We start from the raw sequence: 24,798 nt of genomic DNA, 5'->3' as shown, positions 1-24,798 counted from the left end.
GGTATTTACTTTTTTTGGGGCTTCATTTTATTCTTAAGGGGCGTTAAAAACAAAATTTTGGCACTTTAAAAATATTTATTTTGTTAGTATTTCTCTCAATATTATAAGTAATACTAGTTTTTATTGCTATTCTATTAATTTTCAACTTTTACAATAACCATTTTGCTATTATAAGGTTTGTTTCCTTTTGCTTCCAATGCCTTAGTTGCTCCGGATAAATCTTCGTATTTTTCGTAATAAATATAATATTTACTTGTCGTCACATTATAAAAGAAATTAATATCAGAGCGTCCTGCAGCTACGGCTTTGGTCAAAAATTCATCTCTCTTTTCAACGCTGTTATGAACGGCAATAATTAGATAATATCCACTTTCAGAATTTTTAATATTCTTAATAATCTGCATGTTTGACTGATCTTCGCCAAAATCAAAATCGCTTTCTGTCAATGGCGTACTGCTTATTTTTGTTGTCTCTTTTATACGTTTAAGAGCAGCCAGATCCTGAGCATATCTTCCTTCATCATTTTCATAAGCTGCACGTTTAATTCTACGTTTTTTCTCTATTTCTGTCTCCGTTTTAATACGCTCTAAATTTGCAATCAAGGCTGTATTATCTTGTTCTGCTTTTATTTGAGCCGCCTTTAATTCATTAATCTTTTCTAAATACGCTCTGTTTAAAGCATCATTTTTATTAGGAACTTTTTTGAGCCTTTCGTTATATAAATTTGTCAAATTAGCTATCGCATCTTTTTGAGCTCTGTTTGCATCAGCTATCTGACTTCTTAAAGATTCTATCTGAGCATTTTCAGCGCTAACGCTCTTAAATGGTTTAGGTTCTTTATAAATTCCTTTTTCACTCAAGTCATTTTCTTCCTTCATATCATTCAGATCTTTTTGCTTGTTAGCAACAGTAACGTTAAACTGAGCAATTAAATCTGATTGAGCTTTACCTGAACTTTCAACTAATTGAGTTAAATTATCAAGCTCTTTTGCAGTTTCGTCTTTTTGAGCTGCGGCTGCTAATGCTTCTGCGTCAGCTTTAGCTTTAGCCTCGGCCGCTAGTTTTGCCTGTAACGCTTCTGCGTCAGCTTTAGCTTTAGCTTCGGCCGCTAGTTTTGCCTGAAGGGCTTCTGCATCGGCTTTCGCTTTAGCTTCGGCCGCTAGTTTTGCCTGTAGCGCTTCTGCGTCAGCTTTAGCTTTGGCTTCGGCCGCTAATTTTGCCTGTAACGCTTCTGCGTCAGCTTTAGCTTTGGCTTCGGCCGCTAATTTTGCCTGTAACGCTTCTGCGTCAGCTTTTGCTTTAGCTTCGGCCGCTAGTTTTGCCTGTAACGCTTCTGCGTCAGCTTTAGCTTTGGCTTCGGCCGCTAATTTTGCCTGTAACGCTTCTGCGTCAGCTTTAGCTTTAGCTTCGGCCGCTAGTTTTGCCTGTAACGCTTCTGCGTCAGCTTTTGCTTTAGCTTCGGCGGCTAGTTTTGCCTGTAACGCTTCGGCATCAGCTTTAGCTTTGGCTTCGGCGGCTAGTTTTGCCTGTAACGCTTCGGCATCAGCTTTAGCTTTGGCTTCGGCGGCTAGTTTTGCCTGTAACGCTTCGGCTTCTGCTTTTGCTTTAGCTTCGGCGGCTAGTTTTGCCTGTAACGCCTCTGCGTCGGCTTTCGCTTTGGCTTCGGCGGCTAGTTTTGCCTGTAACGCTTCTGCGTCAGCTTTTGCTTTAGCTTCGGCCGCTAATTTTGCCTGTAACGCTTCTGCGTCGGCTTTTGCTTTAGCTTCAGCGGCTAGTTTTGCCTGTAACGCTTCGGCTTCTGCTTTTGCTTTAGCTTCGGCCGCTAATTTTGCCTGTAACGCCTCTGCGTCAGCTTTTGCTTTAGCTTCGGCCGCTAGTTTTGCCTGTAACGCTTCTGCGTCGGCTTTTGCTTTGGCTTCGGCGGCTAGTTTTGCCTGTAACGCTTCTGCGTCAGCTTTTGCTTTAGCTTCGGCGGCTAGTTTTGCCTGTAACGCCTCTGCGTCAGCTTTTGCTTTGGCTTCGGCGGCTAGTTTTGCCTGTAACGCCTCTGCGTCGGCTTTCGCTTTGGCTTCGGCGGCTAGTTTTGCCTGTAACGCTTCTGCGTCAGCTTTTGCTTTAGCTTCGGCCGCTAATTTTGCCTGTAACGCTTCTGCGTCGGCTTTTGCTTTGGCTTCCTCTGCTAATTTTAACTTTTTAGCTTCGGCTTCTGCTTTGGCTTTATTAGTCGCTTCAGCATCAGCTTTAACTTTAGCATCTGCAAGCAATTTTGCCTGTAAAGCTTCCATATCAGCTTTCGCTTTGGCTTCAGCTGCCAATTTTGCCTGCAATGCTTCTGCATCCGCTTTCGCTTTGGCCTCTGCAGCTAATTTTATTTTAAGGGCTTCTGCATCTGCTTTTGCTTTTGCATCTGCTTCTAATTTTATTTTAAGGGCTTCTGCGTCTGCCTTAGCTTTAGCTTCAGCAGCAATTCTTGCCTGTCTTGCCTCTGCATCTGCTTTTACTTTTGCCTCTGCAGCTAATCTCTCTTTTTCTGCTGCTAATTCTGCTGCTTTGGCTTTTGCATCTGCAGCAGCTTTAGCTCTTATCGCAGCATCTTTTGCTGCTTTCGTTTTAGCTTCTGCAGCGGCTTTTGCTTTAGCTTCTGCTGCTAATCTGGCCTGTAAAGCATCTGAATCTGCTTTGGCTTTTGCATCTGCAGCTATAATAGATTGTAAATCTGCAGCCTCAGCTTTGGCTTTGGCCTCAGCCTTACGTTTCGCCTCTTCAGCATCAGCTTTTGCTTTGGCATCAGCTAGTAATTTTGCTTTTGTTGCTTCGGCATCAGCTTTCGCTTTTGTTTCAGCAGCTAATTTTATTTTTAATGCTTCGGCATCAGCTTTGGCTTTTGCATCTGCAGCTAATTTGGCTTTTGTTGCTTCAGCATCTGCATTTACTTTTGCATCTGCAGCTAATTTTATTTTTAATGCTTCAGCATCAGCTTTGGCTTTTGCATCTGCAGCTAATTTGGCTTTTGCAGCCTCTGCGTCTGCTTTAACTTTCTCAGCTGCTGCCAATCTTGCCTGTAATGCTTGGGCATCAGCTTTAGCTTTTGCATCTGCAGCTAATTTGGCTTTTGTTGCGCCGTCAACTCTCGTTACTGGTGCAGTTGATTTTTTAGCTATAATTGCCTTTGGCTTAGAAGTGTCAATTAGAGAGCCTTCTTCATCATCTCCATAATAGTAATTCGTATTTCTAAATTTATATGCAATTACGAATTCATGAGAGGATCCTAAATTGGTGAAATTCCCTAAGCCTCTTTCATAATTATATTCTATAGCAATATTAGGTGTTATGTTAAATCCTAAACCTGCTGAAACTCCATTTAAAGTATTATAACCGGCTTGTGCCCAAATTCCTTGCGGAATAGTAAGCATTGCAAGCCCTGAAATTATAGTATTATCCTTTTTTATTTCTGTTTTTACAATACCGGAAAATCTACTTTGATCGAAAAAGCCATAGCTATCAATATAGCCTGTATACATAGCGTGTAACTGAATCGCTTTTTCGGGATCTTCCTTTATCATTCCTGAAGCAAAATTATAGAGAATCAAATTGTTCATTGATAATCCAAAATCAAGAAAGGCCGTTCCGTAATTGATCCCCGGATTTACAGCGATCAATGTATTTGAAGGAAAATCACCTTCTATGCTACCATCAGAAATTATTTTTCCCTTGTTTAAGCCACTTTGATAAGCACCAACATTTAATCCAAAAGTTAAATTGCTGTCTTCCTGTAAAACAATATTGTGCGCAAAATTTACAACTCCTCCAAAAACAGTCATCAAGCCATAATTTTGCTGAAACAAACCTATAGCATAACCATCGTTTTCTTTTAAACGACCTGAATAGTTAAAAAGGTACGTGTTGGGAGCGTCATCAAATTGTATGTATTGTCTTTTGTTATAAAAACTTATCATTGGGTTTTGCTCACGTACAAAACTAAATGTTGGGTTGATTAAATATCGATTAAACTTTAATGAATTTCGGATAGGTAATGAAAACGAAACAACTCCATTCTCATTTGTATCCTGAGAATAGAGTAATTGTAATGAGCCGTAAAATAAAGTTAAGAATAGTAAAAATTTCTTCATATTATTTCAGCACTGTTATTGATCCTTTTTTTTCACCAGCATCGCCTTTAATAACATAGTAATATACCGGATCTACATTTTTTATATCTAATCCTGATTGAGGCCAGTCACCCTGGTAATTGACGACATCTAAAACCTTTTCACCATTAGAACTGATAATGATCACTTTTGTATTTTCATTTTTATAAATATCAGGAATATTCCAATATCGATTTGAAGTAGTACTACTCAGCTTAATGATATTTGGAATTACTGTAGCATCGCCTTGCGGACCTTTAACTATAAAAGTAAATTCTTTTGTAGAAATACATCCACCTGACTGAGAAACCTTTACCTTATACGTTCCTGCAAAAGAAACTACATAAGTATCTGTTGTTGCCCCTGCAATAAGATTATCATATCTATACCATTCATATGTTGGACTTGAAGCATCATCTGTTACAGTTACACTTCTGGTTTCACCTTCTTCAAGCTTAAATCCTTCATTTACATCAACATCTATACTAGCATCGAAACTATTTTTCAACAGATTTATTCTTCCTGAACCTGAACAACCTCCAAAATTAATATCTACTGTATAAACTCCGGATTCATTGGTGCTATATGTTCTGGTTGTTGCTCCTGCAATTACGGCACCATCTTTTTTCCATGTATAACTATTTCCTCCAGCAGTAGCAGTCAGAATAGTGTTACTACCGTTTGCACAAAAAGGATTGCCTAAACTGGAAGTAATGGTTGTATTAGAACCTGATCCCGATGCACTGGTTACTGTAACGCGATTAGAACTAAAATTGACATCTGAACATACTCCATAATCTAATTCTGCATAATAGCTACCCGTAGCATTAACCGTCAAAAGTTTGTCACTTTGTCCTGCAATAACTACATCGTCTTTATACCATTTGTATTTAATGTTAGGATAATTTGCCGGAGATGAACTAATCGTGTTTGGTGTAGGATTATCGACGGAAAGAGTCAGGCTTCCTCCTGAACAAAATGTTGCAGAAGTTCCCTGATTATTAATTGTAAATGCTTTTACATAATCTTTGTAATATACAGCAAAAGAAGTTACGTTAGCAAAATTCCTAATCCTTTGACTGTTTACCCCTTTGTTACTTCTAACTCTTAAGCTGTAATTATTAGATCCTTTAATTCCAACTGGAATAGCAAACTTTATTGTCTGCTGGTTTGTAGATGGATTACTTACATCTAATTTTGTTGCTAGGATTGGAGCTGAAGTTACAAATACTCCTTTATCATCTGTTAGTTCCACATCAAAAACGACATCTGAAGGGAAATCGCTATATGTAAAAGTAACATTATACTCATTAAAGGGTTTGCCGTTTACAGCATCTCCTGCACAAATATTCACAAAATCAAACTTACTTGCTGAGATTGTTGCTTGTGCATTAGAATGGTAAACGGTAAACAAAAGTACTCCTAAAAAAAGTAATGATTTTATCAGAGAAAGAGTAGTTTTTTTGATCATATAGTACGAATTCTTGCTAAGTCTATATCTTCAAAAAACAAAATATCTATAAAGGTTTCAGAAAAATCATATTTATAATTTTCAATAATATCTTTTGCTAGTACAGAATACGCAGCGATACCTTTTGATTGATCCTTATGGTTGACATCTGTATTTCCTTCATTAATTCTTGCAGCTTCTACAGCAAAGCTATCCTTGGGGATGGATAGCTCTACTATAAACTGTTTAGAATGCTCTAAATTAATTACAGGTGTAATTATTGCGGTTGTTTGGTTTGAATTTTTTAACGAGTTAGACTGTCCAATAGCAACATTTGAATTTGTAGTTTTTTCAATTTTACTTTGGGAATATAAGCTTACTGTTAAAGGGGAAACCAAAAAAATTGTATATATAAAATACTTTTTAATACTTGGGGCCATATTTTTTTGATCTTTATTTGGGTCCTGTGTAAGACGTATACATAAATTGTCTGGGGACTTTATTAATAAAATTTACGCTTTGAAATAAAAATCTAAACTATTTTTATCTATTTACCGCTTGAGGCAGTAATTTTTCCTAATTGAAGTCTAAAATCTGGTTTTTTTGGATTAAAAATATCTATAAAAGTTTCTTTGTTATCGCTTTGAGAGTACACGTTAAAGAATACACTATTACCATACCAGCTCTCTAAATCTTCATTATTAGAATTGAATTCTGTAAAGATATTTCCTTTACATTGGTTAAAAAACATTTCCTCAAATTTGATTTTCTTAAGATTTGCATCATTAATTTCTGTTTTACTATCTAATAAAACTGCAGGATTAAAACCAGAAATTACACTTCTTTTCATTTGTAATGAAGCGTTTTCAGCAACATAGATAGCTTCTTTTACTAAACCTGACTGGATATCAGCATTAATATTTTCACTATCATTAAGCATCGTAATGTTTGAGGCTATTACTAATGTTTGTTTTTTTGTAAAATCTGTTTCACTTTTTTTCTCATAAGAAGCAACCTCCATACAACGAGATCCATCCTTATTACTAGATAAATAAGACGATCTTACAGCTAAAGAATTATGTAGACGACATTGTGCTCCCTGAGTAAATTTGTAGTCATCATTAATGGTTTTATATGAAACTAATTTAGTTGCATTAATATCTCCTCCAAAAATACCAAATGAATCACCACCAGAGTAGCTTACCATTATATTCTCAAGAATTGTCTTATTCCCTACTCCTGCTAATGTTAAACCGTTAAAAGTGCCAGCACCTTTTACTTTTTTTCCAGCGAATTCTATTCTTACAAATCGTAGTATTCCTGAATTACCGGCAGCATTATCTCCACCATAAGTAGTAAGTGTAGGATCAAGATCTAAATTATAAGAACTAACATTTCCAAATTTATTAATTGGCGCATCGCCAAGAATTACAAGTCCTCCCCAGTCACCAGCTTTTTTCTGAGTTCTGTTAGAAGTAAATACGATTGGATCTGTTTCTAATCCGTCTGCAATGATTGATGCACCTTTTGTAACTACCAAAGTACCTTTTGTTTCAAAATCACCAATAATTAATGTTCCTGGTTCAATTGTTAAAACTGCATTGTTAGTTAAATAAACATTTCCCTGTAAAACATAAACATTCTTTTTAAGAAGTTTTGTATTTGTTGAAATATTTCCAGCTAAAATTTGGTTGGCTTCACTGTATTCAACTTTATTAGGCTTAAATTCAGTCCAGTTATTCAACCAGTTTGTGTAGCCCATAATTCCTTTTTCTTGTTGAGCACTCATACTTGCAACCGTGAAAAGAACGCAGATAATTTGAGTAAATTTTTTCATGATAAGGGGGTATTAGGGTTAATAATAAATTTGGGATGGGTAATTATAAAAACTCATTCCGAAATTCCAAAAAATTTAGAATACATCGAAAATGAGTTGTTTTAAGACCCTTTTTAAAATGTCCCTATGAAATCAATTCATAATATTTTTAGACATTTTAAAAAAGGTTTTAAAATATTTCAAAAATTACATTTCATTCAAATCGTTGAATTCATGTAAAGATTTCAATGTTCCTTCGTAAAATAAAATTGCTGCTATTAAGTTTGCCTTGTCAGAGTAAGGCATCATTTTTCTTTGAAAATCTACAGTTGTATCTAAGAATGTAGTAGTTCCTAAAGCTTGATTTTCCAAAGATTTTTTATGTTCATTATCGTCTGGAATACCTAAATCTGCCATAGTAACACCTGGTTTTGTAACCAAAGCGATATAAGGAAGTGTTTTTACCAATACCTTGATACGCTCAATGTATAACTCCAATAATTCTCCTTTTTGCATACCACTTAATTCTTTTTGGTCGTGATATTTACGAATAAGAGCTGTTGTACTAATAATACTTTTTGGAGCATTTTTAGCTTGGGCAGATACAGCCCCTGTAGTCAATAAAAAAAATACACTTAAAAAAATAATTTTCCCTTTCATAGATTCTTATTAAAAGTTTGTTGTTGATGAAAACAAAAATATGTAAATTAAGTTAATTTGCAACTTTAATATTTTTTTTTTTAAAAAAAAGACTTAAAAAAAACTTAAATTTATCATTAAAGGCCTCTAAAATAAGGACTTCCCATATGGTAAGATTAATTTTGTCTAATTGCTATTTATGTAAGATTTTTATCTGTTTATAAATTAAAAACCCTTTTTTTGTGTCCTTATATTAGATAAAAAAAAGTAGATTTCATCCTTGATTTGGAAAAACTATTAACAAAAATATCTTAATATCTGTTTCAAATAATATCAATGTTAACAAAACTTAACAGAATAAAAATTAACAATTTGGTTAAAAACAAATTATTTAGTAAAAATTAAAGATGTTAATTTAAAGTTTACTTTATAATATTTTTGACTCTATCAATTTCTTATATCTTTGCTCTATGCAATTTTCACAAATTTTAGGTCAGGATTACATCAAAAGTCACTTAATTAAAAGTGCTTCTTCCGGAAGAATTCCACATGCACAATTATTTATAGGGCCGGAAGGATGTGGTACATTATTAACTGCTATTGCCTATGCGCAGTACATTTTATGCAATAATTCAGGTAATGAAAATTCAAACGGAAATGATTCGTGTAATCTAAAATTTGAAAATATTTCGCATCCTGATCTTCACTTTATATATCCTACAGTAACTACAGAGGATGTTAAAACAAAGCCTAAAAGCTTAGATTTCATTCAGGACTGGCGAACATTCATTCAGGAAATGCCATACGGCGGCTTATTTGACTGGTATAAACTTTTAGGTGTACAAAACAAACAGGGCGAAATTCGTGTAGAAGATGCACAGGAAGTTTTAAAATCACTTTCGCTAAAATCATATGAAGGCGGTTATAAAATTATGATTATCTGGATGGCTGATAAAATGAATATTGCTGCCTCTAATAAATTATTAAAACTATTAGAAGAGCCATCTGATAAGACCATTTTTATTCTGATTTCGGAAAATGAAGAAGACATTATTCAAACTATACGCTCACGTTGCCAGGTAATTCATTTTAATGGTTTACCTGAAAAAGTTATTTCAGAAGCATTAGTTTATCAGGAAAATATAGATCCGAACTTAGCAAAAAAAATTGCCCATCAGGCACAGGGAAATTTTAATAAGGCACTTTCCTTATTAAAAAACGATGATTCTGAATATCCTTTCGAACAATGGTTCGTTAATTGGGTTCGTGCCGCATTTAGAGCTAAAGGAAATGCAGCCGCAATTCAGGATTTGATTTCCTGGAGTGAAGAAATTGCCGGTCTGGGGCGTGAAAGTCAGAAAAAATTCATTCAGTTTTGCATTGAAATGTTCAGACAGGCACTTTTGCTAAATTATGAAGCACCTGACTTGGTTTACATCGAACCAAAAGTTGATAAATTTAAGCTGGAAAATTTTGCCCCTTTCGTAAATGGAAACAATATTCATCTTATTTTTAAAGAACTCTCAGATGCTCTGTATCATATTGAAAGAAACGGAAATGCAAAAATAATCCTGACTGATTTATCTATAAAACTTACTCGTTTAATTCATAAAAAATAATTTGTAATGACTAATGTTGCTTCAGTTTTACTATTGGTTTTTTTGGCTCTGACTTTTTTACAATCCGGCTATGAGAAAATTTTTTACTGGAAAGAAAATATTACCTGGCTTAAAGAACATTTTGCCAAAACAATTCTAAAAAATCAGGTTCCGCTTGCGCTTCTGCATCTTTTAATTTTAGAATTAATTTCGGGAATTTTATGCGTCGTTGGTGCTATACAATTATTGGCAAAAAGCGGTCGCGAATTTGGTTTTTACGGCGCTGTTTTTTCTTGCATCTGTTTATTAATGATGCTTTTCGGCCAACGATTGGCTAAGGATTATGATGGGGCAAGAACTATCGTAATTTATTTTATTCCTGCCGTTATGGCGGTTTACTGGCTGAATTGATCAGCAATTTTTTACAATCATACTATAAAAAAATGAATCCAAAACACCCTTCAGAATCTCTAACTACATTAACCGATTTAGTTTTACCAAGCGAAACGAATCCTCTTAATAATCTCTTTGGCGGTGAATTGCTGGCCCGTATGGATCGAGCTGCCAGCATTGCTGCCCGAAGACATTCTCGCCGGATTGTCGTTACCGCTTCTGTAAACCACGTTGCTTTTAACAGAGCAATTCCTCTTGGAGCTGTGGTGACAATTGAAGCAAAAGTTTCCAGGTCTTTTAAAAGTTCTATGGAAGTTTTTATTGATGTATGGGTAGAAGACCGTGAATCCGGAAGCAGAGCCAAAGCAAACGAAGCCATTTACACTTTTGTAGCAGTAGATGATAGCGGAAGACCTGTTGAAGTACCGCCCACTGAACCGGAAACGGAACTCGAAATCCAACGTTTTGATGCTGCCTTACGCCGTAAACAATTAAGTTTATTATTAGCAGGGAAAATAAAGCCTGAAGATGCAACAGAATTGAAGGCTTTGTTTTTATAACATAAATTGTCTCAATTTGTAACAATTTGAGGCAATGAACTTCCAAAAAAAAGAAGTATTTTTACAAAATTACATGCCCACATAAATCTAAATCAGGAAGTTATTAATTCTGATTTATTTTGAAAAAAAAGTTATAAATTTTAGATGAAAGAAAAAGAAAAAATGAGTTCAGAGAAAGATGCCAAATTAAAAGCGTTGCAGCTTACATTAGATAAATTAGATAAAACTTACGGAAAAGGAACCGTAATGAAAATGGGTGACAAAGCCATTGTAGAAGTTGAAACAATTTCTTCTGGTTCTCTTGGTGTTGATTTAGCACTTGGAGTAAACGGATATCCAAAAGGAAGAATTATCGAAATATACGGTCCGGAATCATCTGGTAAAACGACTTTGACACTGCATGCCATCGCCGAAGCTCAAAAGGCAGGTGGAATTGCTGCGTTTATTGATGCTGAACATGCTTTCGATAGAAACTATGCTGAAAAATTAGGCGTAGATATCGAAAACCTGATTATCTCTCAGCCAGATAACGGGGAGCAGGCTTTAGAAATCGCCGAAAATCTTATTCGTTCTGGCGCAATTGATATTGTGGTTATTGACTCTGTTGCTGCATTGACTCCAAAAAGTGAAATTGAAGGTGAAATGGGAGATTCTAAAATGGGACTTCACGCTCGTTTGATGTCTCAAGCATTACGAAAACTTACTGGAACTATAAGTAAAACAAACTGTACGGTTTTCTTCATCAACCAGCTTCGTGAAAAAATTGGTGTAATGTTTGGAAATCCTGAAACTACAACTGGAGGTAACGCATTAAAATTCTATGCCTCTGTACGTTTAGATATTCGTCGTTCTGCTCAAATCAAAGACGGTGAAAACGTTATTGGAAACAGAACTAAAGTGAAGATCGTTAAAAACAAAGTAGCACCACCTTTTAAAACTGCCGAATTTGACATAATGTACGGAGAAGGAGTTTCTAAAACAGGTGAAATCCTTGACTTAGCTGTTGAATTTGATATTATTAAAAAGGCGGGATCATGGTTTAGCTACGGAGATACTAAATTAGGACAAGGACGTGATGCCGTTAAGACTTTAATTAAGGATAATCCCGAATTAGCAGACGAATTAGAAATAAAAATTAAAGAGCATATCAAAGAATTGGCTAATGCCTAAGCTTTATAAATACTTAATTTACATAAAATTACAAACCCGAAAATTTAATTTTTCGGGTTTTTTTATTTAAAAAATAAAATAACAACGCAACCATTTGTAAATAATATCATCTTTATACATGACGTAAAACTTTGAAAGTTTGTCATAATGCTTTCAATACTTTTTAGAACAAGTTTGGTTGGTTATTTTTAATAAAAATCCGTTAGTTTTTTGTTTTGGTTACTAGCGGGTTTTTATTATTTAATATTTTCTATTTTTTTTTGCGCAACTAATTTGATTATCAATCATCTATATTAATAAACTAATGGAGTTTTAATGAAACTTTTTTATGAACGTTAATATTTCTAAATAATGAAAGAAAAAAAAGAAATTCAGTTGGATAAAAACCGTAAAAAGAAGAAGTCAAAAATTAAAAAAATATTACGATTCATCTCAGATAAAATAATTCACAGATAAATTTTGAATATAAAAGGGGTTTTAATTCAAAATTAAAGCCCGGCGAGCTGAAAAGTTTACCGGGCTTAATAATTATTTTTCTTTCTTCTTAAATTCGAGTAAACCTTTGTAAATCAATTGTCTTGTTTGATCACGAAGGTCTTTTCTATTATCACCTGTTACTCCTTTTGTTTTAATAAAAGGAAAAATTTTTGCTCTCATTCTGCCCGGGCTTCCACTTAAAAAAGTATAAGAAAAACGCTCTTTATTATCAGCAAAAACGATTGGAACAATTGGAATTTGATGCTCTATAGCCAATCTAAAAGCACCATCCTTAAATTCATCTAACAAAATTGATTCATCATCAGGAACACCTCCCTCAGGAAAAATACAAATACTAAGTCCCTGATTTAATCGGCTTTGAGCTCTTTTGAATACTTCATTTTTACTCTTTGAAGAATTTCTATCCACTAAAATACAGGTTCTTTTGTAAAAAAATCCAAATAACGGAATCTTTACCAATTCTTTCTTTCCCACAAAAACAAAAGGATTTCTTATAATTGCCAGCATCAGCATGATATCTGTCATTGAAGTATGGTTCGCTACAATCATGTAACTTTTTCCTTTTTCCAATTTTTGCAGACGCTCAACTTTATAATAAAAACCCATTCCGAAAAGGATGAATTTCGCCCAAATCCGAGCCATTTTAAAAAAATAGGGATATCCACTTTCGGTTATAATTGAAGCCACTAAAAATGGCAGCATGATCAATATTGGAATGGCCATTAAAATGTAAAACCAAATGCGCCAAAAAATCCAAAAAATAATTTTAATTCCTTTCATAGCTTCAAATGTAAGAAAACAGATGTGAATTTAGATTTTCGATGGACATATTTTTTGCCATTTTAAGAAAACAAAACTTGAAAACACTAAGAGCATTGCAAAAAACTTTGCGAACTTTGCAATAGACAAAAATAACTTTTCGGATATTGTAAAAACTTTGCAATATTTGCGTTTAAGAAAAAAATTAGAATGGCAAAAATACTAACCGGTGTTCAGAGTACCGGAACACCACACTTAGGCAATTTATTAGGAGCAATTATTCCCGCAATCGAATTATCAAATAATCCGGTAAACGAATCGTATTTGTTTATAGCTGATTTGCATTCGATTACTCAAATAAAAGACGGAAAAACATTAAGAGAAAACACCTATAGTACTGCAGCAGCATGGCTTGCATGTGGTTTAAACCCCGATAAAGTTACATTCTACAGACAATCTGATGTGGCACAGACAGCTGAATTAACGTGGTATTTAAGTTGTTTTTTTCCATACCAGCGTTTGACACTTGCACATTCTTTCAAAGATAAAGCTGATCGTTTAGATGATGTTAATGCCGGACTTTTTACCTACCCGATGTTAATGGCTGCCGATATTTTACTGTATGATGCCGAATTTGTACCAGTTGGAAAAGATCAATTACAACATCTTGAAATCACACGTGATGTGGCTTCTCGCTTTAATCATCAAATGGGTGAAACCTTTGTACTTCCGGAAGCCAAAATTCAGGAAAATATCATGCTGATTCCGGGAACAAACGGAGGAAAAATGAGTAAATCTGCGAACAATATCATCAATATTTTCTTAGATGATAAGACATTACGTAAACAGGTAATGAGCATCGAAACTGACAGTACACCACTTGAAGATCCTAAAAATCCGGATACCTGCAATGCTTTTGCTATTTATTCTTTACTGGCAAATGAAACTCAGATAGCCGAAATGAGAGCTAATTATCTGGGAGGAAATTATGGTTACGGTCATGCTAAACAAGCCTTATTTGAATTGATTACTGAAAAATTCAAAACAGAAAGAGAAAAATACAATTACTACATAAACAACCTTGAAGAAGTAGATACTTTATTGAAAAAAGGAGCTTCAAAAGCTGCGGTTGTGGCCGATGGCGTTTTAGCCAGGGTTCGGGAAGTGCTTGGATTTGGAAAGTAAATATTATAAACCCGACATTTTAAAAAAATTTGTCGGGTTTTTTAATTCTAAATAGCCTCAAACAGTTTACCTGGCAAAGGTCTGATTACTCCTTTTAGTTCCATATTTAAAAGAATCCCAGATATTTTATAAATAGGAAATTCGCATTCGAGTGCAATTATATCGAGCAGTTCTTTTCCGTTTTTAATCAGGTAATCATAGATTTTTTGTTCCTCAGACTCCAATTCAATAAATAGTTGTTTTTGAACGGGTTTTACATCGCTTTTGATATCCCAATTGAGCATATAAACCAAATCTGCAGCACTAGTCAGTACATTTGCTTTTTGAGTTTTAATCAGTTGATTGCATCCCTGGCTATACTTGTCTGTGACACGTCCGGGAACGGCAAAAACATCACGGTTATAATCGTTTGCAATATTGGCTGTAATGAGAGAACCTCCCCTATCAGCAGATTCTATTACAATTGTAGCTTCGGTCATGCCAGCAACGATTCGGTTACGCCTAACAAAGTTCTCTTTATCAGGATTGGTTGAGCTCCAAAACTCAGTTATAAAGCCACCATTCTCCTCCATTTTCGACATGTATTTTTTATGTGCTTTTGGATAAATCTGATTTAATCCATGAGCTAAAACACCAATTGTCTGCAGTTTATTTTCTATCGCCAGCTGATGCGACACAATATCAACTCCATATGCAAAACCACTAACAATTATGGGATCCAAAGGAGCCAGATCTTCAATTAAGGTTCTGCAAAATTCAATTCCGTATGATGTAATTTGCCTTGTACCGACAATACTTATTATTCTTTTATTCTTTAAATTAATATTTCCAGCAGAAAAAATTAAAACCGGGCAATCAATACAATGTTTTAGACGATCGGGATAATTTTCATCTTTAAAAAAAGAGACTTGAATATTGTTATTAGTAATAAAATCAAGTTCCTTATTTGCTTTTTCAAAAACCGTTTTATCCTTTAAATTCTTCAATAATACTGCACCAATTCCATCTATGGCTGCAATTTGATTATTTTTTGCTCTGAAAATTTCTTCGGCACTTCCAAAATTTGCCAATAACTTTTTAGCCATAATATCTCCAACGCCCTCTACACGAAGTAAGGCTAATACATAAAATAAATCTTGTTCTGACATGGCTTATATAACTTTTTAAAGGATGAAATTTTTAAAAACAAGATTTGTTTTCATATTAGCAAATATAATAATTAGAAGTAAATTCTTTCAAAAAATAAACTTTTGAAAGCCAAAAAAATTTAATGACAAAATGAAAAATAATTTAACTTACTGAAAAATAAATATCTATACAAATATGCAGATTGTTAATAAAAATTGTGAATAAATTTTTGATAACTATATTGGATGCATAACTTTGTTACTATGAAAATCGAAACTTACATCTCGCAGTTATTATATCGTTATCAGTGTGTAACGGTTCCAGGATTTGGTGCTTTCTTAACTGAAATGCAGCCGGCACAGCTTAATGAAAGCACAAATTCGTTTTTTCCACCTAAAAAAATGGTCTCCTTTAACAGTCAAATCAAAAACAATGATGGTTTGCTGGCAAATCATATAGCCGATACAGAAAAAACATCTTATGGTTTTGCTGTTAGTGCCATTGCCTTTGAAATTTTAAACTGGAAAAAGGTATTAGAAGAGGATGGAATTTTATATTTGAAAAATATTGGTGAAATTCGTTTGAATAGTGATAACAATTTAGTATTCAGTCCAAACCAGCAAAATAATTATTTGACAACTTCATTTGGATTAAGTCCTTTTGTGTCACCTTTGGTAAAAAGAGAAAATTTTGAAAAAGAAATTCAAAGAATAGAGGAGAATGAACCTGCTCATGATGATGAAAAAAAATCTTCAAATTCATATTTAAAATATGCTGCAATCTTTGTCCTAGGACTTGGCATTACAGGAAGCATTGGATATCCACTATACCAACAAGAAATTGCAACGCAAACGCTTGTTGTTGAAAGTACTGTTCAGAAAAAGGTACAGAATAAAATTCAGGAAGCTACCTTCATGATTCAAAATCCTTTACCGGCTGTAACGCTGTCTGTAGATACTTCAAAAACAGAAACTGTTGAAAAGACAATGCCATATCATATTATTGCGGGTGCTTTTAGAAGTGAGCAAAATGCTAAAAAAGCATATAATCAACTAATAAAAAATGGCTATGATGCCAGGATGCTTGGTGAAAACAAACACGGATTATTTCCTGTTTTGTATGGAAGTTACGCCACTATGGCTGAAGCTGAAAAAGCCCAAAAAGAAATACAAAAGGCTGAAAATCCGGATGCTTGGATTTTAATTGAAAATTTATAGAGCTAGACAGAATTTACATTTGTTTTTTTATTTACTTTAAAAGTAAAAAAGATTACGAAATTTCCAATTCAAGTTTTTGTAATCTTATGCCTCTTTTTAACGTCAACAGGCTTTTATACACAGGAAACAACTGTTCAATCGTAAAAAGCAATTCAGGAGACTAAAAAGATAAAGAATATCAAAATAAAGCAGATAAAGAGCAGAAAAAAATTGACAAGCATCAGCGAGAGGTTAAAAGCGCAGAAAAAACTATTCAGAAAACACAAAAAAATAGAAAAACAAAAAGCTGCATATCAAAAAACCGAAAGTCAAATTGGAAGCAGCAAAATTTCTGAAGAAGAAATTCAGAAGCTAAAAATAAAATCCTCCAAACAAAAGCTTGAAATAGATAAACTGGAAATCAAAATATTACAACAGAAAAAAGAATTTAGACCAAATTAGAGTTTCTTTTTAACACAAAAAAATCCTATTTCTGAACGAATAGGATTTTTTGTTTAACGTGGAACAATTTCGGCGTCCTGAGAAAGAATTATTTTTTTGTTTTGGTAAATAGTCAAACCTGCCGGAGCAGTACCATTTTCTCGTAGAGGCGATATATGACATTCGTAAATATATTCTCCTTTTTTAAATTCAAATCGATGATTTCCACCATTTCCATCCAAAATCAGTTTTCCTTTAGAAATCACCAGATCAGGTTCTTGAGTCATTTTCTTTTTCAAAGACCAGGAAGCATAACGATAGTTATTATTTCCTAAATCATCTATTCTGATCCTGAATTTACTGGTTTCTAATATACATTCAGGCGCTTTAAACTTCGCTATTGAAGCATGTAATTTTGTTTTCTCTTTATCGATTATATTATTTTTAAGATCCTTTTCGAATTTGGATCGATAATTTATCGAAATCAGGCGACCGTCAGTATCAAACCATATTGTACCCTGATTGAGCATAATACCTCTCCAGCCCATTTCTGACCAGTCTTTTGCAGGATTTGATTTTATGATTTCATTCTTAAGGGCAACATCAAAAATCTCATTGTATCGCTTTATAAATTCAGTTTTGTTTTTGATTGCAGGTATTGGATATTCTCTTTTGAAAGGATACGAAATCATATTTGCGACAGCCTCTTTTTTATCCTCTTTTACATTTTCGATGAACGCCTTTATGAACTTCTGATAATCAGGTTTTAAATCCTGGCTCAAAACTAAATTTGAGAATATACTAAGGAAAAATACAATTACAATTTTAAATTTCATTTTTTATAAATTAATCTATGTTTTACGTGAAACATTTAACTTAGAGATACTTAATTTATACTTGCTTTGAACATTTTTAACTCATCCCAAGTGAATTTATCTCCGTGTTTCTCTTTTAATGCATTAAGAGATTCCTCCTGATAAAATTCGAAAGCATCACGCAAAGCTACTATCTTATCATAGGGTAAAACATCCGAGATTTCGATTTTTTTTGCCTGAATCAATTTAACTAAATGCATTTCAATAGTCTGTATCGTAAGTTTTCGAAGTCGGGCAATATCAGCAATTGAATTTTTCTCAATCCACAAATCATATGTTTCTTCTACAGTGGTTTTCTTAATTGTTTTTGGTTCGTTCTTATCTACTCTTTTCGAGGTATAGCGTACAATTGGCTCATCTAACTTGAAAATATCGGTATTACTCATTTTAAACTCGTCACGTATTTTCGAAATCTTATCTGATTTGTAATTTTTAATCGCTGAGGACGTTAATTTTTCCTTACAAATGGTTTCACCCGTAACAACTATTTCGATCAATAATTTGGCCTTCATTAAGCGTAAAACAGCCTTTGTTTGCAGATCGTCCAATAAAGCTAATTCTTCATAAAATTCTTTTACTTTTTTGAATTTCTGAATTTCGGCCATTTTTTGCAGAAGATCTGTAACCAGTTTATCCATAGGTTTAAAAAAATACTCATAGGCAGCCACTACCCTTTCCTGAACGAAAAATAAATCAACGGTTTCTTTACTAAAAATTTTATTGAGCTGATGCACGAATTTTAACGAAGGATCTATGAGCATTTCAATTGTTTCAAGACGCTTATGTGCCCAAACAGAATGTTTTGATTTTTCGGAATTAGTTGCATTCTCATTGTAACTAAATCTGTGATTACGCCATTCCTGAGCTAAATCAGACCAGTTAAAACTGTTAATCAAATAGTTATGAATAAAATTCTTGGTTTCGAAATGCAAATGTTTTTCCAGAATGTCTTCAGTTGCTTTATTCAAAGCATAATCCATTACATCCTGATCGTTTGAAATGCCATTCATTTGAAGCGGAGAAAGCAAAATAAGCCCTTTTAAGGAAGTTAAACGAGAAAGTGCTACATAGGCCTGCCCAGGCAGAAAAACTTGCGATACATCAAGCGCAGCTTTCTCAAAAGTTAGACCCTGACTTTTATGTACGGTAATTGCCCAAGCTAGTTTTATTGGATAATGGGCGAAAGTACCCAAAACCTCTTCTTCTATTTCTTTTGTAAGCTCATTTATTTTGTACCGGATATTTTTCCATTCGTATTTTTCGACCTCAATTGTTTTATTCTCTTCCGGAAAATGCACAAAGATTTCTTCTGGCGAGAGTGATTTTACAAAACCCATCTTTCCATTAAAATATCTTTTATCAAAAGATAAATCATTTTTAACAAACATTACCTGTGCCCCTACCTTTAGTTTCAGATTTTCTTCAACAGGAAAGATTTTTTCGGGAAAATCGCCAACAATAAAAGGCTGATAAGTAAACTCATTCCCTGCCAAATCACCAATTGCCTGTTCGTTGATCGAATCAGCCTTTGCATTGTGAGTTGTGAGCGTAATATAACCGGGATTATTTTTCAAATCAAAATCTGGTTTGACATACTCATTTAAAATCTGAATATCCTCAGTCGTAATCTGATTGTTTCGAAGATTATTTAAAACGGAAATAAAAGAATCATCAGTCTGTCTATAAATCTTAGATAATTCTATATAAAGCGGTGGATTTTGCTGAATTACATGCGAATGAAAAAAGAATTTTCCTTTGTAATAATTGCGTAAAGTTCGCCATTCTTCATCCCGAATTACAGGAGGCAACTGCAATAAATCACCAATGAAAAGTACCTGAACACCTCCAAAAGCCTGCGTGTTTTTCCGTACTGTCTGCATCATAAAATCTATAGCGTCCAGCAAATCGGCCCGTAACATACTTACTTCATCAATAATCAGCAATTCCATATTACGGATTACATTACGCTTCACATTATTCATTTTGAAATGTCTGCGTAACGTTTCCTTATTTTCAAATTTAACCGTTTCTGTAAACTGGGAATTGTCTTCATATGACGGAATAAAAGCTGAAAATGGCAGTTGAAACATCGAGTGAATCGTTACTCCGCCCGCATTTAAGGCAGCGATTCCTGTAGGTGCAACCACGACTGTGTTTTTATGTGTAGTTGCGATAATTTCGCGTAAAAGCGTAGTTTTTCCTGTTCCGGCTTTGCCCGTGAGGAAAATGGATTTCTGCGTTTGATTGATAAATTGTAAAGTGTAAGCAGCTGCTTCTGAGACGTTTTGCATTTGGCGTATATTGAACACTAAAAGTATCGCATTTTTATAAAATAAAAAAACCTAAATCTGTTACTAGATTTAGGTTTTAGAATAGTTAGTTATTTTGGTTGTTATTTCTTAGCCTCTTCTTTCGTTGCAGCTTTGTCACCTGATTTTGGCTCAGATTTATATTTATCATTCAAAGCTTTAATAATTTCTTTTGTAATGTCGTATTTATCTTCAGCATATAAAATAGTGGCTGCATCACCTGTTCCGTAGATATATGAATATCCGTTTTTCTTACCGTAATCTTTAATGAATTTTTTCACACCACTTACAAGAGAATCCATTTCAACTCCGCTCTCTTGCTGTAATTGCTGAGCTAATTGCTGCTGAGCATAACCTAATTGTTGTTCTCTTTTTTGTAATTCAGCACCTCTTTGTTGTGCCCAGGCCTGACCGTTAGCCTGTGCCTGACTTTGAAAATTAGCAGCATCTTGTTTGAAACGGTTTATCTCAGCTTGCAGTTGTCTTCCTTTTTCTTCTGATTGTGCTTTGTATTTTGCTTCAAGGTCTTTTGCTTCAGTGTACTCTTTCATCAAAACCGAAGTATCTACGTAAGCTGTTTTTACTTCCTTAACTTCAGCCGTTTTCTCACATGAAACAACTAAAACCGAAAGTGCGATAATTACTAATGCTTTTTTCATTTTCTGAATTTCTATTTTTTTATGTATGAAAGACAAAAATATAAAAAAATAAATAGCATCGACATAAAGTTTAAAAAATGCTGTTTTTTTATAATGCTTTCTGTTATGAATTAAAATACTACTTTAAAATTTAAAAATTTGTTTTTTACAAATCCTAAAATAGTATGCTTAACAAAATAGTATTCGAAATTTTGATTCATTGAATTAAAAACTTGAAAATGAAAAAAAATTAGAGAGAAATCCCAAAAATAGCAGTATTTTTAAGGTATTAGTTTTCTTTATGAACAAAAAAAAAGCGATAAAATATCACTATAAAAAATGACTTTCATAGCTTTTATTAGCGCTGTTTTCTTAGAAAAAACAATACAAACCCTCAATAACCCAAAGAAAAGGTCGTAAATGCGTTTATTTTACGTTTTAGTTGTTTTTTAAGACATAAATATGCGATGAATACTCTTTTGTACGTGATGCTTTTAAATTTGATTGCAAACCGATAAAAAAAGCTTTTATAAAATTCATTTTTCCCGTTTTGTATTTTTCAGAAAGAAGACTCACATAAAAAGAATCAAATTTCATCGGAAGAATATTTTCTAATCTCATGTCCACTTTTTGAAAAATAGTTTTTATGGTTTTTTTTGAAAAATGCCAAAAATGAATTGGTACATCAAAAGCTGCCCAAAATTCTCCGTAATGTTTTGCGTCGTACGATTTGAAATTTGGAACCGCAACAATTAATGTTCCAGTTGGTTTTAAAAGACGCTTCAATTCCTGGATTTGTAATTCTAAATTTGGGACGTGTTCCAAAACATGCCACATCGTAATTACATCAAAATAATTATTTTCAAATTCACTTGTTTCTTCAACAAATGAAATTCCTTTTTGCTTTGCAATATTTTTTGCACGATCGCTTGGTTCGATTCCAAATGTTTCCCAACCGTCATTTTTTGCCGTCAACAAAAAATCGCCAGTTCCGGCTCCAATGTCTAAAATTTTTCCTTTTTGAGTTTGTTCGGAATTTATGAGATTCAGTTTATTTTTTAAAGCGATACTTTTTACAAAATGATATGCTTTTTCAAAAACAGAACGTTTGTTATCTGTATGCGAAATATAATCATCGCTTTCGTAATATCTTCCCAAATTTTCTAAATCAGGCTGCGGAAATGTAATCAGCATATCCAGATTTTCATCATAATACAAATCGAAAATTTCTTTTGAAACAGAATGGTCTTTTACAGTAAGAAAATGTTTTTTGTTTAAAACGTCCATTTTTTAATTCTATTTATTTTTTTGGTTTATTGTATAACAAATCCTAAAAACGAAAATTTTCATTTTTAGGATTTCCTTTTTTATAATTCTTTTTTCTTCCAATTTATTTTGACAGCTGAAATTATTTCTTTTTTCAATTCTGATATCTGAAAAATTTCAATATTCTTTTTGATATAAAAAACAAAGGTGATTTATAATTTTCAGCATTTTGCTTTTTATCATTTGTATGATCGATACACCATCCGTTTAAATCAGTAAAATTGTTTTTATTTTCATTCAGCAAAAAAAGTTCAATTACCTTTTCCTTGAAATTGATTTTCGATCATAAATCCGAAAATGTTTTTTTTCTTTCTAAAAAAAGTAAATATCCAGCCTTTTATTTCATTTTTTTGATCAGCCAAAAAATGCTTCTAATCAGATAAACTTTCTAAATACATTTCAAAATGCTAAAAAGTTTTTGAACGAAATTGCAACAGGTATTCAGTATTGCGAAGCTAACAGATAATCGTCTTTTCACTTTCAGACAAAATACTTTTCTGTACAACATTCATAATTTCAGAAATGGTTTCACGTGGAACATTTTAATTTGTTTCAGGTTTCAAGTTTCAGGTTTCAAGTTCCACGTGAAACTTAAACTTGAAACCTGAAACCTGAAACAAAAATTATCTTCCCATATAAATCAAAAGTACGGAAATATCACTTGGTGAAACACCACTGATTCTTGATGCTTGCGAAATAGTAACCGGACGAATTTTGCTTAACTTTTGTTTCGCCTCAATCGACATTGATTTAATTTTATTGTAATCAAAATTCTCCGGAATTTTTACTTCTTCTAAACGATTTAGTTTATCAGCATTATTTCTTTCTTTTTCGATGTATCCAGAATATTTAACCTGAATTACCGCTTGCTCTACAATTTCTTCATCTAGATCATTTTCTTTGATGAATGCATCCACTTTTTCAAACTTCAACATATCTTCTAATTCAATCTGTGGACGAGAAAAAACTTTAAACATTTTATCTCCCTGCGAAATTGGTGCAGATTCTTTCTCAACCAAAATTGGATTTGTTTCAGATACGGTAACACTTGTTTCTTTAAAGAAGGCAACCATCTTTTCAGATTCATTCAATTTACGTTCCATTCTTCGCATTCTCTCTTCAGAAGCTAAACCAATTTCGTATGACATAGGAGTCAATCTAAAATCGGCATTATCTTGTCGCAACAATGTTCTGTATTCTGCTCTCGATGTAAACATACGATATGGTTCTTCTGTTCCTTTTGTAATTAAGTCGTCAATCAAAACTCCAATATATGCTTCATCACGTTTCAAAATTAACGGTGCTTTTTCATGTACTTTTAAATGCGCATTTATTCCGGCCATCAACCCTTGAGAAGCAGCTTCTTCATATCCTGTCGTTCCGTTAATCTGTCCAGCAAAATACAAACCTTCGACTAACTTTGTTTCCAAAGTATGTTTCAATTGTGTCGGTGGAAAATAATCATATTCGATTGCATAACCCGGACGAAGGAATTTCACATTTTCAAAACCGGCAACGGAACGTAAAGCTTTAAACTGAATATCCTCCGGAAGCGAAGTTGAAAATCCGTTTACATATACCTCACATGTTTTCCATCCTTCTGGTTCAACAAAAAGCTGGTGACGTTCTTTATCTGCAAAACGATTAATCTTATCTTCAATCGAAGGACAATATCTCGGACCTAAACTTTTTATTCTTCCGTTGAACATTGGCGAACGATCAAAACCTTCTCTTAAAATATCATGAACATCCAGCGACGTATAAGTCATATGACAAGAACGTTGTTGCGTTAAAGGTTTTGTCAAATCAGAATATGAAAATTTATCTGGTTTTGTATCTCCTTTTTCTTCATTCATTTTCGAATAATCCAAAGAACGACCATCTACTCTTGGAGGCGTTCCCGTTTTCATTCTTCCGGATTCAAATCCGGCTTTAACTAAATCTTCTGTAATTCCGGTTGCGGCACTTTCGCCTGCTCTTCCTCCTCCAAATTGTTTTTCTCCAATATGAATCAATCCGTTCAAAAAAGTTCCGTTTGTCAACACAACCGATTTGGATCGGATTTCAACTCCAAGCGAAGTTCTGATTCCTTTTATCTTTTCGTTCTCAATTATCAAACCTTTTACCATTTCCTGGTAAAAATCTAAATTTGGAGTTCCCTCCAACATCATTCTCCATTCTTCTGCAAAACGCATTCGATCACTTTGAACTCTTGGCGACCACATTGCTGGTCCTTTTGATTTGTTCAACATCTTAAACTGAATTGCAGTTCGATCAGAAACAATTCCGGAATATCCACCAAGCGCATCGATCTCACGAACAATTTGTCCTTTTGCAATTCCTCCCATTGCAGGGTTGCAAGACATCTGGGCAATGTTCTGCAAACTCATTGTAACCAACAAAGTTTTGGACCCTAAATTTGCGGCAGCGGCAGCGGCTTCAGATCCTGCATGACCAGCACCAACTACAATAACATCGTACTCTTCTAAAAACATTTTATTTTATTATTCTCTGCAAACCGTTTAAGGCAGTTCTCAGAATTAACTTTATTTTCTATTTGTTCCACGTGGAACGGTTATTCTTTTTATTTCAGATTTCAAATTCCCGGACGTTTTCGAAAACACTTTCAATCCCCTATATAACATCTTCTTCAAAATCAAATCAAAAGA

The 24,798-nt window shown here is 33.8% G+C and carries 18 protein-coding genes; 6 read left to right on the top strand and 12 right to left on the bottom strand.

Features of this window, described 5'->3' with window-relative positions:
* Nucleotides 1-134: 134 nt before the first annotated feature.
* From ACNC7R_RS00175 to ACNC7R_RS00155, 5 genes are all read right to left on the bottom strand, one after another.
* Nucleotides 135-4,130, bottom strand: a complete 3,996-nt coding sequence (locus tag ACNC7R_RS00175; protein ID WP_417938976.1) for a type IX secretion system membrane protein PorP/SprF — start codon at nucleotides 4,128-4,130, stop codon at nucleotides 135-137.
* Nucleotide 4,131: 1 nt separating this feature from the next.
* Nucleotides 4,132-5,619 carry a gliding motility protein SprC gene (gene sprC / locus ACNC7R_RS00170; RefSeq protein ID WP_417938975.1) on the bottom strand — a complete coding sequence of 496 codons (1,488 nt, stop codon included), beginning with the start codon at nucleotides 5,617-5,619 and terminating at the stop codon, nucleotides 4,132-4,134.
* Nucleotides 5,616-6,038, bottom strand: a complete 423-nt coding sequence (locus ACNC7R_RS00165; protein ID WP_417938974.1) for a hypothetical protein — start codon at nucleotides 6,036-6,038, stop codon at nucleotides 5,616-5,618. The genes sprC and ACNC7R_RS00165 overlap by 4 nt, the downstream gene beginning before the upstream one ends.
* A gap of 107 nt (nucleotides 6,039-6,145) precedes the next feature.
* A complete protein-coding gene (locus ACNC7R_RS00160) occupies nucleotides 6,146-7,435 on the bottom strand; it encodes a hypothetical protein (protein ID WP_417938973.1) in 1,290 nt (429 codons plus the stop codon).
* A gap of 186 nt (nucleotides 7,436-7,621) precedes the next feature.
* Nucleotides 7,622-8,074, bottom strand: a complete 453-nt coding sequence (locus tag ACNC7R_RS00155; protein WP_417938972.1) for a hypothetical protein — start codon at nucleotides 8,072-8,074, stop codon at nucleotides 7,622-7,624.
* A gap of 449 nt (nucleotides 8,075-8,523) precedes the next feature.
* Here ACNC7R_RS00155 and ACNC7R_RS00150 point away from each other — a divergent pair, with 449 nt between their 5' ends.
* The 4 genes from ACNC7R_RS00150 to recA all read left to right on the top strand — a co-directional run bounded on the left by ACNC7R_RS00150 (nucleotide 8,524) and on the right by recA (nucleotide 11,774).
* Nucleotides 8,524-9,672: an ATP-binding protein gene (locus ACNC7R_RS00150; RefSeq protein WP_417938971.1), complete on the top strand. Its 1,149-nt coding sequence runs from the start codon at nucleotides 8,524-8,526 to the stop codon at nucleotides 9,670-9,672.
* Nucleotides 9,673-9,678: 6 nt separating this feature from the next.
* Nucleotides 9,679-10,062, top strand: a complete 384-nt coding sequence (locus ACNC7R_RS00145) for a DoxX family protein (protein ID WP_417938970.1) — start codon at nucleotides 9,679-9,681, stop codon at nucleotides 10,060-10,062.
* 32 nt (nucleotides 10,063-10,094) lie between these two features.
* The gene (locus ACNC7R_RS00140; RefSeq protein ID WP_417938969.1) at nucleotides 10,095-10,604 is read left to right on the top strand and encodes an acyl-CoA thioesterase; all 510 of its coding nucleotides are present in this window, start codon (nucleotides 10,095-10,097) and stop codon (nucleotides 10,602-10,604) included.
* A gap of 162 nt (nucleotides 10,605-10,766) precedes the next feature.
* Complete coding sequence (gene recA, locus ACNC7R_RS00135) at nucleotides 10,767-11,774, top strand: recombinase RecA (RefSeq protein WP_223682384.1); 1,008 nt, start codon at nucleotides 10,767-10,769, stop codon at nucleotides 11,772-11,774.
* Between the two features lie 528 nt (nucleotides 11,775-12,302).
* Here recA and ACNC7R_RS00130 read toward each other — a convergent pair.
* A complete protein-coding gene (locus ACNC7R_RS00130) occupies nucleotides 12,303-13,052 on the bottom strand; it encodes a lysophospholipid acyltransferase family protein (protein WP_417938968.1) in 750 nt (249 codons plus the stop codon).
* Between the two features lie 189 nt (nucleotides 13,053-13,241).
* On the opposite strand from ACNC7R_RS00130, the gene trpS reads away from it, so the two are divergent.
* Entirely contained in the window at nucleotides 13,242-14,216 is a 975-nt protein-coding gene (gene trpS, locus ACNC7R_RS00125; RefSeq protein WP_417938966.1) for a tryptophan--tRNA ligase, read from the top strand.
* A 47-nt stretch (nucleotides 14,217-14,263) separates the two neighbouring features.
* Here trpS and dprA read toward each other — a convergent pair whose 3' ends face one another.
* A complete protein-coding gene (gene dprA / locus ACNC7R_RS00120) occupies nucleotides 14,264-15,364 on the bottom strand; it encodes a DNA-processing protein DprA (RefSeq protein ID WP_417938965.1) in 1,101 nt (366 codons plus the stop codon).
* Between the two features lie 243 nt (nucleotides 15,365-15,607).
* Here dprA and ACNC7R_RS00115 point away from each other — a divergent pair, with 243 nt between their 5' ends.
* Nucleotides 15,608-16,561 (top strand): SPOR domain-containing protein, encoded by a 954-nt coding sequence (locus tag ACNC7R_RS00115; RefSeq protein WP_417938964.1) that lies wholly within the window; start codon nucleotides 15,608-15,610, stop codon nucleotides 16,559-16,561.
* Nucleotides 16,562-17,055: 494 nt separating this feature from the next.
* Here the strand turns inward: ACNC7R_RS00115 and ACNC7R_RS00110 are convergent, their stop codons facing one another.
* The 5 genes from ACNC7R_RS00110 to mnmG form a co-directional block, all read right to left on the bottom strand.
* Nucleotides 17,056-17,817, bottom strand: a complete 762-nt coding sequence (locus ACNC7R_RS00110) for a hypothetical protein (RefSeq protein WP_417938963.1) — start codon at nucleotides 17,815-17,817, stop codon at nucleotides 17,056-17,058.
* Between the two features lie 50 nt (nucleotides 17,818-17,867).
* A complete protein-coding gene (locus tag ACNC7R_RS00105; protein WP_417938962.1) occupies nucleotides 17,868-20,147 on the bottom strand; it encodes a helix-turn-helix domain-containing protein in 2,280 nt (759 codons plus the stop codon).
* A gap of 101 nt (nucleotides 20,148-20,248) precedes the next feature.
* Nucleotides 20,249-20,824, bottom strand: a complete 576-nt coding sequence (locus ACNC7R_RS00100) for an OmpH family outer membrane protein (RefSeq protein WP_417938961.1) — start codon at nucleotides 20,822-20,824, stop codon at nucleotides 20,249-20,251.
* Nucleotides 20,825-21,241: 417 nt separating this feature from the next.
* Nucleotides 21,242-22,090: a class I SAM-dependent methyltransferase gene (locus tag ACNC7R_RS00095; RefSeq protein WP_417938960.1), complete on the bottom strand. Its 849-nt coding sequence runs from the start codon at nucleotides 22,088-22,090 to the stop codon at nucleotides 21,242-21,244.
* Between the two features lie 662 nt (nucleotides 22,091-22,752).
* Nucleotides 22,753-24,624, bottom strand: a complete 1,872-nt coding sequence (gene mnmG, locus ACNC7R_RS00090; RefSeq protein ID WP_417938959.1) for a tRNA uridine-5-carboxymethylaminomethyl(34) synthesis enzyme MnmG — start codon at nucleotides 24,622-24,624, stop codon at nucleotides 22,753-22,755.
* Nucleotides 24,625-24,798: the final 174 nt, after the last annotated feature.

The sequence above is a fragment of the Flavobacterium adiutor genome (genome assembly GCF_048282555.1).
Classification (GTDB): Bacteria; Bacteroidota; Bacteroidia; order Flavobacteriales; family Flavobacteriaceae; genus Flavobacterium.
Note: the sequence above shows the minus strand (reverse complement) of the source record. Positions and strands in the feature narration are given on the sequence as shown.